The following is an 11,388-nucleotide window of genomic DNA, read 5'->3' as shown; positions in this document are numbered from 1 at the left end:
CCCGCATCCCGCCCCGACCTCTCCCTTCTCCCCCGCCCGAGCAAGGTCTCCTCGCTCGGCGGCCGCCTCACACTGGACCGGGACACCACCGTCCGCGCGCTGCCGGGCGCGGAACCGGCGGCGGACCTGCTGCGCACCCTGGTCGGCCACCCCGCCGGGCTTCCCCTCGTGCCGGCGCCCGACGGCCGGGTCGTCCTCGCCCTGGACGACCGGCTCGGCGGCCTCGGCGAGGAGGGGTACGGACTGACGGTCGCCCCGCAGGCGCTCCAGTTGCGCGCCGCCCACCGCACCGGGCTGCTCCGGGGCATCCAGACGATCCGCCAACTCCTGCCCGCCGAGGCCCTGTCGGGCGGGGCGGCGGGCACCGGCTCCTGGGAGCTGCCCTGCGTCGAGATCACCGACGTACCGGACCGGCCGTGGCGCGGGGCGATGCTGGACGTGGCGCGCCGCTTCCAGCCGATCGGCTATCTGCGCCGGTACGTGGACCTGTTGGCGCTGCACAAGCTGAACGTCCTGCACCTCCACCTCACCGACGACCAGGGCTGGCGGATGCCGGTCGACGCCTACCCCCGGCTGATCACGGTCGGCTCCCGGCGGGCCCGGTCGCAGAAGGGCCCGACCGGTCCGGACGGGGCGCACTTCGACGCGGTGCCGCACGAAGGTGCGTACACCAAGGCGGAGTTGAGAGGGCTGGTGCGGTACGCGGCGGAGCGCGGGATCACCGTCGTGCCGGAGATCGAGATGCCCGGCCATGTGCGGGCGGCGCTCGCCGCCTACCCGGAGCTGGGCAACCACCCGGACCGGCAGCTGGACGTGTGGACCCGCTGGGGGGTGTGCGACACGATCCTCGGCGTCCACGAGGGGGTCTTCGACTTCTGCCGGGCCGTGCTGGAGGAGGTGATGGACGTCTTCCCGTCGCCGTACGTCCACATCGGCGGCGAGGAGTGCCCGACCACCGAGTGGGAGGACAGCCGGGCCGCCCGGGGGCGCGCGGCGACCCTCGGGCTCGCGGGCCCGGCCGAGCTGCACGGCTGGTTCATGGGCCGGGTCGGGGCGTTCCTGGTGGAGCGCGGCCGGATCCCGCTCGGCTGGGTCGAGAACGGCGCCGAACTCCCCCCGGAGTTCACGGTGATGACCTGGCGCGACGCCACGCACGCCCGGGCCGCCGCCCGCCGCGGCCATCAGGTGATCGCCGCGCACCACCGGGCGACCTATCTCGACTACGCCCAGTCCACGGACCCGACCGAGCCGGTCGCCCAGCCCGGCGCGCCGGTTCCCCTGCACACGGTCCACGACTACGAACCGGCGCCGCACGACTGGCCCGAGGCGGAGCGGGCCCGGGTGCTCGGCACCCAGGTCCAGCTGTGGACGGAGTACGCCCGCACCCCCGAGGAGATCGAGTACCTCAGCTTTCCCCGGCTCTGCGCACTCGCCGACCGTTCCTGGTCCGGCGGGCGCGGCGACTGGCCGGGGTTCGTCGAGCGGCTGCGCCACCACACCGCCCGGCTGGACGCCCTGGGCGTCCCCTACCGCCCCCTGGACGCGCGGTCGCTCGCGACGGCCGTGTCCGCGTCCCCCTCCGCAGGAACAGCGCGACTCCACCCGTAACCACTCCCCCACCACCGTTCCGGAGAGGAACACCCGTGAACACATCACGCAGGAATCCGCACAGGTCCAGGCTGCGCACCGCCGCCGCCTCGGCCGTCGCCGTGGCCCTGGCCGCCACCGGTCTGGCCACCCTGCCGTCCTCGGCTTCCGCCGCGGCCGACGGGATCGTGGTCCAGTACCGGACGAGCGCGTCCGGAGCGAGCGCCGACCAGAGCGAGCCGTGGCTGAAGGTCCGCAACGCCGGCTCCACCTCCGTACCGCTCAGCGGCGTCAAGGTCCGGTACTACTTCAAGGCCGACTCGCCCTCCGCCGCCTACCGGTTCGCCTGTTCCTGGGCGGTGAAGGGGTGCGCGAACATCACCGGTACGTTCGGGACGCTCGCGAACCCGACTGCCATCGCCGACCGCTATCTGGAGATCGGCTTCACCGCAGGGGCGGGCTCGCTCGCACCGGGCGCGGACACCGGGGACATGCAACTCCGCTTCCACCAGGCGTCCTGGGCCTCGCTCGTCCAGTCCGACGACTACTCCTTCGGCCCGGACCGGACGGCGTACGGCGACTGGTCCAAGGTGACGGCCCACGTGAACGGGGCCACCGTGTGGGGCGAGGCGCCCGGGGGCAACGGCCCGACCGACCCGCCGGACCCGACGGACCCGCCGACCGACGGCCCCCGGCTCTTCGACGACTTCGACTACAGCTCCCACACCGACCCGAAGATCAACGCCAACGGCTGGAGCGTACGGTCCAACTCCGGCGGCCCCGGAGTGCCGGGCGCGACCTGGGCTCCCGAGAACGTCACCTTCGCCTCGCAGAGCGGGAACTCGGTGATGAACCTGGAGACGTCGACGGCGGGCACAGGCGCTTCGACGAAGCACACCGAGATCCTGACCAAGTCGATGAAGTTCAAGAACGGGACCTACGCGTCCCGGGTGAAGTTCAGCGACACCCCGCGCTCGGGCCCGGACGGCGACCGGATCGTGCAGACCTTCTTCACCATCAACGACCTCAAGGCGCCGATGGCGGACGACTACGCGGAGTACGACTTCGAGTATCTGCCGAACGGCGGCTGGGGCGAGCCCGCCAACATCCTCTACACGACCTCGTGGGAGACCTACCGGCCCGACCCGTGGGAGGCGGTCAACGCGCACAGTGAGGTCCGGGCGTCGTACGCGGGCTGGCACGACCTGGTGGTGACGATCGACGGCAACCAGATCACGTACTACGTCGACGGTCAGCACTTCGGGACGCACGGGGCGGCGTATCTGCCCGAGCGGCCGATGTCGATCAACTTCAACCAGTGGCTGATCGACCTGGAGGGCCAGGCGAGCACGGCACCCCGCGCCTACGACCAGCAGGTGGACTACGTCCTGCATGTGAAGGACCAGGTGCTCACCCCCTCCCAGGTGAACGCGATGGTCGGGGCGTACCGCAGTGCGGGGACGAGCTTCGAGGACACGGTTCCGGCCGGATAGCGAGCGGCGCGTACGGCGTGAGAGCCGGGCGGGGCGGGGGTCGAAGGCGGCCTCCGCCCCGCTTTCGCATGCCCGAAGGCACCCGTGTTCGCAGGTCCGAAGGGGCCCGCACCTCCCCTGCCGTGCGCCGCCGACCGGGGCGAATTTTGCGGCACCCCCTTGACAGCCCCACCCCCCTCCGGGCAATCTTCCGTTAAGCAGAAACTAACTTCCGCAATACGGAAGGAGCGCCGAAACCCTCATGGGATACCCGGACCAGCGCTTCGATGTGAACCTCTCGATCCTCTTCACGGAACTCCCGCTCCTGGAGCGTCCCGCGGCAGCCGCCGCGGCGGGCTTCACCGCGGTCGAGCTGTGGTGGCCCTGGATCGAGACCCCCACCCCGCCGCAGGCGGAGCTCGACGCCCTCAAGAAGGCGCTCGACGACGCCGGCACCCAACTGGTGGGACTGAACTTCTACGCCGGACAGCTGCCCGGCCCCGACCGCGGCGCGCTCTCCGTGCCCGGCGAGGAGTCGGACCGCTTCCGCGCCAACATCGAGGTGGCGGCCGACTTCGCCGCCTCGGTCGGCTGCACGGCGCTCAACGCGCTGTACGGCAACCGCGTCGAGGGCGCGGACCCGCAGGTGCAGGACGCGCTCGCGCTGGAGAACCTGGTACTGGCCGCCCGCGCGGCGGACCGCGTCGGGGCGATCCTCCTGGTCGAGACCCTCAACAAGCCGGAGTCGCCGCTCTATCCGCTGGTCAGCGCACCGGCCGCGATCGAGGTCGTCGACAAGGTGAACGCGGCGACGGGCCTCGGGAACGCCAAGTTCCTGCTGGACCTCTACCACCTCTCGATGAACGGCGAGGACCTGAGCCAGGTCATCAAGGCGTACGCCGCGAAGACCGGCCACGTCCAGATCGCCGACAACCCGGGACGCGGCGCGCCGGGCACCGGCTCGCTCCCGCTGGAGCGGCTGCTCGACGAGCTGAAGGACGCCGGTTACGCGGGCTGGGTCGGCCTGGAGTACAAGCCGGGCGACCGGCCGAGCGCCGAGTCCTTCGACTGGCTCCCGGCGTCGGCCCGAGCGGCCGGCTGACCGGCCGCCCCCCTTACGTACACACGTTTTTCAGGAAGGCACCCTCATGAGCAACAACCTCCCCAAGGTCGCCTGGATCGGTCTCGGCATCATGGGCTCCCCCATGTCGGAGAACCTGATCAAGGCCGGTTACTCCGTCACCGGATACACCCTGGAGCAGGACAAGATCGACCGGCTGGTCGCGGCCGGCGGCACCGGCGCCTCCTCGATCGCGGACGCGGTCAGGGACGCGGATGTCGTCATCACGATGGTGCCCGCATCGCCGCAGGTCGAGGCCATCGCCTACGGCCCGGACGGCATCCTGGAGAACGCCAGGAGCGGCGCGCTGCTGGTGGACATGTCCTCCATCACCCCGCAGACCTCGGTCGACCTCGCCAAGAACGCGGCGGAGAAGGGCATCCGGGTCCTCGACGCGCCGGTCTCCGGCGGCGAGGCCGGAGCCATCGAGGCGGTCCTGTCCATCATGGTCGGCGGCGAGCAGGCGGACTTCGACACCGCGAAGCCGCTCCTGGAGGCGCTGGGCAAGACCATCGTGCTCTGCGGCCCGCACGGCTCCGGCCAGACGGTGAAGGCCGCCAACCAGCTGATCGTCGCGGTCAACATCCAGGCCTGCGCCGAGGCCGTGGTCTTCCTGGAGAAGTCCGGGGTGGACCTCGCCGCCGCGCTCGACGTCCTCAACGGGGGCCTCGCCGGCTCGACCGTGCTGACCCGCAAGAAGGACAACTTCCTGAAGCGGGACTTCGCCCCCGGCTTCCGGATCGACCTGCACCACAAGGACATGGGCATCGTCACCGACGCCGCCCGCAATGTCGGCGCGGCCCTGCCCGTCGGCGGTGTGGTCGCCCAGCTGGTCGCCTCCCTGCGCGCCCAGGGCGACGGCGGCCTCGACCACTCGGCGCTGCTGCGCTCGGTCGAGCGGCTCTCCGGCTCCCAGGTCTGACCCCTCCCGGCTCCGCAAGGAGCCCCTGGCCTCGTACGGGGCCACGGCCCGCACGACGGGCCCCCTGATCTCCGGGCCGCGGTGGCGCTGACACCTGTCCTGTCGCGCCCAGGCGCTGCCGCGGCCCGGAACCACATACTTCGTTTTCAACAAACTGTTGACGTTCTCTCTGCGGCGAATCTACGCTCCTCAAGCCGTCAGCAGCTCGTACGAAAGGTCATCCCGCCACATGGCTAAGCGTGTGCTCACGACCGAGTCAGGCGCCCCGGTCGCCGACAACCAGAACTCCGCCACCGCCGGTGTCGGTGGACCGATCCTCCTCCAGGACCAGCACCTCCTGGAGAAGCTCGCCCGCTTCAACCGTGAGCGCATCCCGGAGCGCGTGGTGCACGCCCGTGGTTCCGGTGCGTACGGCTACTTCGAGGTGACCGACGACGTCACGGGCTTCACCCGTGCCGACTTCCTCTCCTCGGTCGGCAAACGCACCGAGACGTTCCTCCGCTTCTCGACCGTCGCCGACTCGCTCGGCGGCGCGGACGCGGTCCGCGACCCGCGCGGCTTCGCCCTCAAGTTCTACACGGACGAGGGCAATTACGACCTGGTCGGCAACAACACCCCGGTGTTCTTCATCAAGGACCCGATCAAGTTCCCCGACTTCATCCACTCGCAGAAGCGCGACCCGTTCACGGGCAAGCAGGAGCCGGACAACGTCTGGGACTTCTGGGCGCACGCCCCCGAGGCGACGCACCAGATCACCTGGCTGATGGGCGACCGCGGCATCCCCGCCTCGTACCGTCACATGAACGGCTACGGCTCGCACACCTACCAGTGGACGAACGCCGAGGGCGAGGCCTTCTTCGTCAAGTACCACTTCAAGACGAACCAGGGCGTACGGTCCCTCTCCGCCGACCAGGCCGCCGAGCTCGTCGGCAAGGACGCCAACTCGCACCAGACGGACCTCCTCCAGGCCATCGAGCGCGGCGTCAACCCGTCCTGGACGCTGTACGTCCAGGTGATGCCGGCCGCCGAGGCCGCGGACTACCGGTTCAACCCGTTCGACCTCACCAAGGTGTGGCCGCACAGCGACTACCCGCTCCAGCGGGTCGGCCGGCTGGTCCTGGACCGGAACCCGGACAACGTCTTCGCCGAGGTCGAGCAGGCCGCGTTCTCCCCGAACAACTTCGTGCCCGGCATCGGCCCCTCCCCGGACAAGATGCTCCAGGGCCGGCTGTTCGCCTACGCGGACGCGCACCGCTACCGCCTGGGCGTCAACCACACCCAGCTGCCGGTGAACGCGCCGCGCACGGCGGTCGTCGACAACTACGGCCGCGACGGCATCCACGCGACCCGCAACGGCTCGCGCCACGACAAGAACTACGAGCCCAACTCGTACGCCGGTCCGGCGCAGACCGACGCGGCGCTCGCCGCGCCGCTCGCGATCCACGGCTGGACGGGTACGCACGAGGCGCCCGCCCACGCCAAGGACGACGACTTCTTCCAGGCGGGCGAGCTCTTCCGGCTCATGTCGGAGGACGAGAAGGGCCGCCTGGTCGCGAACATCGCCGGAGGCCTCTCGCAGGTCACCCGCGACGACGTGATCGAGAAGAACCTCGCCCACTTCCACGCGGCCGACGCCGACTACGGCAAGCGCGTGGAGGAGGCGGTCCGCGCCCTGCGCGAGGACTGAGCCTCCTATATACCCCTGCTCGTACCGCGCACCCGGATGAGGGGTGCCGCGCGGGACGGGCAGGACGACGAGGCCGCGGCGGCTGTGCGATGCCAGTGCGGTGGTGAAGGCCCGGGGACCGTCTCCTGACCTGAAGGAGACGCCCTCGCCCGGGCCGATCGCCGCCGCCGCGGTCCCTGTCACCCCTGAACGAGGGCGTGGAGTACGGATACGGTCCCGTACTCCACGCCCTTCTCGCATGCCCGCACTCCTCCAGCTCGTCCGGCCAAGGTTGACGCCCTTGGCTACTGGCATTAGCCTTTAGCTAATCGCATTAGCTTACAGCTATTGCACTTACCGAGCTGGGAGATGTCATGACCGAGTTCATCTCCGTTCCGGGCGGCACCCTCGCCTACGAGGCCGCCGGCGAGGGCCCGCTGGTTGTCCTGGCCCACGGCATGGGCGACAGCCGCGCGGCGTACAGGTTCGTCCTGCCGCGTCTGGTGGCGGCGGGGTACCGCGTGGCCGCGGTCGATCTGCGGGGCTGCGGCGAGTCGAGTGCGCAATGGCCTTCCTACTCACGCACCGACATCGCGGGCGACCTGCTCGCGGTGATCCGTCACCTCGGCGGCGGCCCTGCCGTCCTGGTCGGCCACTCCATCTCCGGCGGCGCCGCCACCATCGCGGCCGCCCAGGAACCCGGCCTGGTCAGGGGCATCATCGAGCTGGGCCCCTTCACGCGCGCGCAGTCGATCAAGCTCGGCGACTTCCGCTCGAAGAGGTACCGCAGGGGCGCCTTCCGGCTGCTCGGCGCCGCTCTGTTCAGCAGCGCGGGGCTGTGGTCCCGCTATCTCGACCACGCCTACCCGGGCCGCAAGCCGGCCGACTGGGCCGACCGGCTGGCCCGCGTCGAAGCGATGCTGGGCGAGCCCGGCCGGATGCGGGCCTTGCGGAAGATGGGGCAGTCGGCGCCGACCGACGCCGGCGCCCAGTTGGGCAACGTACGGTGCCCCGCCCTGATCGTGGAGGGCTCGCTCGACCCCGACTGGGTCGATCCGCGCGCCGAGGGAGAGGCGATCGTGGCCGCGATGCCTGCCGGTGTCGGGAAAGTCGCGGTGATCGAGGGAGCCGGCCACTACCCGCACGACCAGTACCCCGGGGAGACGGTGTCCCTGATCCTGGCCTTCCTGGAAACGCACGCCCGTGCCTAGGGCGGGCCTCGATACGAACGCCGTCGTCGCGGCGGGGGCGGCACTCGCCGACGAGGTCGGCTGGGCGGGCCTGACCATGGGTCTGCTGGCCGACAGGCTCGGCGTACGGCCGCCGTCCCTGTACAAGCACGTCGGCTCCCTGCACGAACTGCGGCGCGGCATCTCCGTCCGGGCCAAGCGCGAGCTCGCCCATCATCTGGCCCGGGAGTGCGTCGGCCGTTCCGGCCCGAACGCGGTGCGAGCGTTCGCGGACGGCTACCGCCACTGGGCCCTGGAACATCCCGGCCGCTATGCCGCCACCGTCCCCGCTCCGGCGGCCGGTGACGAGGAGGACCACGACGCGGGCGAGGAGGCGTTGCAGGTTCTGCTCGCCGTCCTCGCCGGTTTCGGTCTGCCCGACGCGCGCGTGGTCGACTCCGCACGGACGCTGCGATCAGCACTTCACGGGTTCGTCACCCTGGAGGGCGCCGGCGGCTTCGGGCTGCCCGGTGACGTCACACGGAGTTTCCACTTCCTCCTCGACACCCTGATCGCCGGCTTCCAGGCCGGCCCTGCTGATCACGCTTCCGCACCGTGAGGGCCCCTGGCCCGGAGACATCTCCGGGCCAGGGGCCCTCGTTCGGTGCCGGGCGGGTCAGGACACGGCCAGGGGGCGGATCGCGGTGGGTGCGTGGGACGGGTCCGTGGCGATGTCCTCGAACTCGTTGACGGACGCGATGTCCGTACCGCTCATCGCGATGTTCGTGACCCGCTCCAGAATCGCCTCGACGACCACCGGCACCCGGAACTCCGCCGCCAGCTTCTTCGCCTCCTCGAAGGCCGGCAGCAGCTGGTCCGGCTCGGTGACCCGGATCGCCTTGCAGCCGAGGCCCTCGACGACCTTGACGTGGTCGACGCCGTAGACGCCCAGTTCCGGGGAGTTGAGGTTCTCGAACTCCAGGTTGACCTGAAAGTCGATGTCGAAGTTGCGCTGGGCCTGGCGGATCAGCCCGAGGTAGGAGTTGTTCACCAGGACGTGGACGTACGGGATGCGGTGCTGCGCACCCACGGCCAGCTCCTCCAGCATGAACTGGAAGTCGTAGTCGCCGGAGAGGGCGACGACCGTGCCCTCCGGGTCCGCGGTGGCGACACCCAGCGCGGCCGGGATCGTCCAGCCCAGCGGACCCGCCTGGCCGCAGTTGATCCAGTGGCGCGGCTTGTAGACGTGCAGCATCTGCGCGCCCGCGATCTGGGAGAGCCCGATGGTGGTGACGTAACGGGTCTCCGGGCCGAACGCCCGGTTCATCTCCTCGTACACGCGCTGCGGCTTGAGCGGCACGTTGTCGAAGTGCGTCCTGCGCTGGAGGGTCGCCTTGCGCTCCTGCGTGGAGGCGGCCCAGGCCGAGCGGTCCTTCAGCTCGCCGGCCGCCTTCAGCTCGCGCGCCACCTCGACGAAGAGCTCCAGCGCGGCCTTGGCGTCGGAGGCGATGCCGAGGTCCGGGGCGAAGATCTTGCCGATCTGGGTGGGCTCGATGTCGACGTGGACGAAGGTGCGGCCCCGGGTGTAGACGTCCAGCTTGCCGGTGTGGCGGTTGGCCCAGCGGTTGCCGATGCCGAGGACGAAGTCGGACTCCAGGAAGTTCGCGTTGCCGTAGCGGTGCGAGGTCTGGAGGCCCACCATGCCGGCGTTCAGCTCGTGGTCGTCGGGGAGGATGCCCCAGCCCATCAGGGTCGGGACGACGGGGACGCCGGTCAGCTCGGCGAACTCCACGAGCAGCTCGGAGGCGTCGGCGTTGATGATGCCGCCGCCCGCGACGAGCACCGGGCGCTCCGAGGCGTTCAGCATCTGCACGGCCCGCTCGATCTGCTTGCGGGAGGCCGCGGGCTTGTGCACCGGGATGGGCTCGTACAGCTCGGGGTCGAACTCGATCTCGGTGAGCTGGACGTCGATCGGCAGGTCGATGAGGACCGGTCCGGGGCGGCCGGTGCGCATCAGGTGGAAGGCCTGCTGGAAGACGCCGGGGACCTGCGCGGCCTCCAGGACGGTGGTCGCGGCCTTGGTGACCGGCTTGGCGATCGAGGCGATGTCGACGGCCTGGAAGTCCTCCTTGTGCAGGACGGCCGTCGGCGCCTGGCCGGTGATGCAGAGGATCGGGATGGAGTCGGCGATGGCCGAGTACAGCCCGGTGATCATGTCGGTGCCCGCCGGGCCCGACGTACCGATGCAGACGCCGATGTTGCCGGCCTTGGCCCGGGTGTAGCCCTCCGCCATGTGGGAGGCGCCCTCGACATGGCGGGCCAGCGTGTGGTTGACCCCGCCGGAGGCCTTGAGGGCCGCGTAGAAGGGGTTGATCGCCGCGCCCGGAACGCCGAACGCGTTGCTGACGCCTTCGCGCTTCAGGATCTCAACTGCCGCTCGGGCAGCGGTCATACGAGGCATGGAAGCTCCTGCTCGGGATTGGTGGAGTCGGGCTCTGTCGCGCCACCTGAGAGCACCAATTCCGTATTACGGAAACTTAGTTCTGCTATATGGAAGCAATCTAGAAGCTGGGGCGATCGCAGTCAAGGGCGCGCACCGCCGCACGCACGCATGAAGTACGTCGATCCCCTCCCCAGCGCCTCGCTCCTGGTGGACGATGGGGTGACGAGTCAGGCACGGAGCGGAGTCGGTCGCGCGGCCGTGCCGGAGGGAGAGATACGTGGAGTCCGTCCCGGTCCGGTGCCCCGTCTGCAACCGGGACCACGCCTACAGCACCCCGGCCTACCCCTGCCCGTGCGGCATGCCCACCGCCCCGCCGCTGCTGGCCGGCGCCCCGGCGGTCCGGGTCGGCCACCGCAGCTGGAACGACGTCTGGGTCACCGTCCGCTGCTCGTCCTGCGCCCGGGAGGACCAGTGGCCGCAGCCCGAGCTGTGCTGCCCGTGCGGCACGGTCCTGCGGATACCGGTGCGCCCCGTGGCCACCGCCGGGTCCCCCGCCGCACCGGTCTCGCCGGCCCACATCCCCCTGCCGCGCACCGCAGCGCACCCGCGCCCCGCATTCAGCCCGATGACGATCCGTACGGGCCACGACGCGGTGAGCACGGCCGGCCTCTACCTGACCTGGCTCGGCTACCGGGACGTCGGCCGGCCCGGCGCGGGCCCGGCCTCCGGCATCGATCTGCGGGGCGACGGCGTCATCGCCCGGGTCGACTCCAGCACCCGCCCGGCGACGCTCCGCGCGGTCGAGACCCTCTGGCTCAACGCGCTGGGCACCTCGGCGACCGGGGTGTTCTTCTCCCTCGCGGGGTACGCCCCCGACGCCCGGGCCCGCGCGGACGGCGTCGGCCTCCCCCTCTTCGTCCTGGACCTGACCGGGACCCCGCAGCCGGTGAACAGCCCGGCCGACGAGCTGGTGAGCACCGGCGCCTGAACGAACGAACCGGGCCCGGCC

General features: G+C 70.9%; 9 protein-coding genes. 8 read left to right on the top strand and 1 reads right to left on the bottom strand.

Annotated features, from left to right (window positions below; genetic code table 11):
• From D3105_RS04445 to D3105_RS04415, 7 genes are all read left to right on the top strand, one after another.
• Positions 1-1,608 (top strand): beta-N-acetylhexosaminidase (locus tag D3105_RS04445; protein WP_118900192.1); only part of this gene is annotated, 1,608 nt, incomplete at its 5' end.
• Positions 1,609-1,643: 35 nt separating this feature from the next.
• A complete protein-coding gene (locus D3105_RS04440; protein WP_118900190.1) occupies positions 1,644-3,080 on the top strand; it encodes a cellulose binding domain-containing protein in 1,437 nt (478 codons plus the stop codon).
• Between the two features lie 241 nt (positions 3,081-3,321).
• Positions 3,322-4,161, top strand: coding sequence for a TIM barrel protein (locus D3105_RS04435; RefSeq protein WP_069736741.1), 840 nt, complete (start codon positions 3,322-3,324; stop codon positions 4,159-4,161).
• Between the two features lie 46 nt (positions 4,162-4,207).
• Positions 4,208-5,101 (top strand): 2-hydroxy-3-oxopropionate reductase, encoded by an 894-nt coding sequence (locus tag D3105_RS04430; RefSeq protein WP_118900188.1) that lies wholly within the window; start codon positions 4,208-4,210, stop codon positions 5,099-5,101.
• A 229-nt stretch (positions 5,102-5,330) separates the two neighbouring features.
• A complete protein-coding gene (locus D3105_RS04425; protein ID WP_006128571.1) occupies positions 5,331-6,788 on the top strand; it encodes a catalase in 1,458 nt (485 codons plus the stop codon).
• Positions 6,789-7,141: 353 nt separating this feature from the next.
• Positions 7,142-7,978, top strand: coding sequence for an alpha/beta fold hydrolase (locus D3105_RS04420; RefSeq protein ID WP_118900186.1), 837 nt, complete (start codon positions 7,142-7,144; stop codon positions 7,976-7,978).
• A complete protein-coding gene (locus D3105_RS04415) occupies positions 7,971-8,555 on the top strand; it encodes a TetR/AcrR family transcriptional regulator (protein ID WP_118900184.1) in 585 nt (194 codons plus the stop codon). Before D3105_RS04420 ends, D3105_RS04415 begins: the two co-directional genes overlap by 8 nt.
• Before the next feature lie 57 nt (positions 8,556-8,612).
• Here D3105_RS04415 and gcl read toward each other — a convergent pair whose 3' ends face one another.
• On the bottom strand, positions 8,613-10,397 hold the full coding sequence (gcl, locus tag D3105_RS04410) for a glyoxylate carboligase (protein WP_118900182.1): 1,785 nt from the start codon (positions 10,395-10,397) through the stop codon (positions 8,613-8,615).
• A 259-nt stretch (positions 10,398-10,656) separates the two neighbouring features.
• On the opposite strand from gcl, the gene D3105_RS04405 reads away from it, so the two are divergent.
• Positions 10,657-11,367 carry a hypothetical protein gene (locus D3105_RS04405; protein WP_118900180.1) on the top strand — a complete coding sequence of 237 codons (711 nt, stop codon included), beginning with the start codon at positions 10,657-10,659 and terminating at the stop codon, positions 11,365-11,367.
• Positions 11,368-11,388 lie beyond the last annotated feature (21 nt).

The organism is Streptomyces globisporus (assembly GCF_003501885.1).
Lineage (GTDB): Bacteria > Actinomycetota > Actinomycetes > Streptomycetales > Streptomycetaceae > Streptomyces > Streptomyces globisporus_D.
This window is presented reverse-complemented; position numbering and strand designations above follow the sequence as displayed.

What these genes read in the sequence shown, in the direction of transcription:
- D3105_RS04435 (WP_069736741.1), top strand. Translation starts at nt 3,322, where the DNA reads ATGGGATACCCGGACCAGCGCTTCGATGTGAACCTCTCGATCCTCTTC.
- D3105_RS04430 (WP_118900188.1), top strand. Translation starts at nt 4,208, where the DNA reads ATGAGCAACAACCTCCCCAAGGTCGCCTGGATCGGTCTCGGCATCATG.
- D3105_RS04425 (WP_006128571.1), top strand. Translation starts at nt 5,331, where the DNA reads ATGGCTAAGCGTGTGCTCACGACCGAGTCAGGCGCCCCGGTCGCCGAC.
- D3105_RS04420 (WP_118900186.1), top strand. Translation starts at nt 7,142, where the DNA reads ATGACCGAGTTCATCTCCGTTCCGGGCGGCACCCTCGCCTACGAGGCC.
- gcl (WP_118900182.1), bottom strand. Translation starts at nt 10,397, where the DNA reads ATGCCTCGTATGACCGCTGCCCGAGCGGCAGTTGAGATCCTGAAGCGC.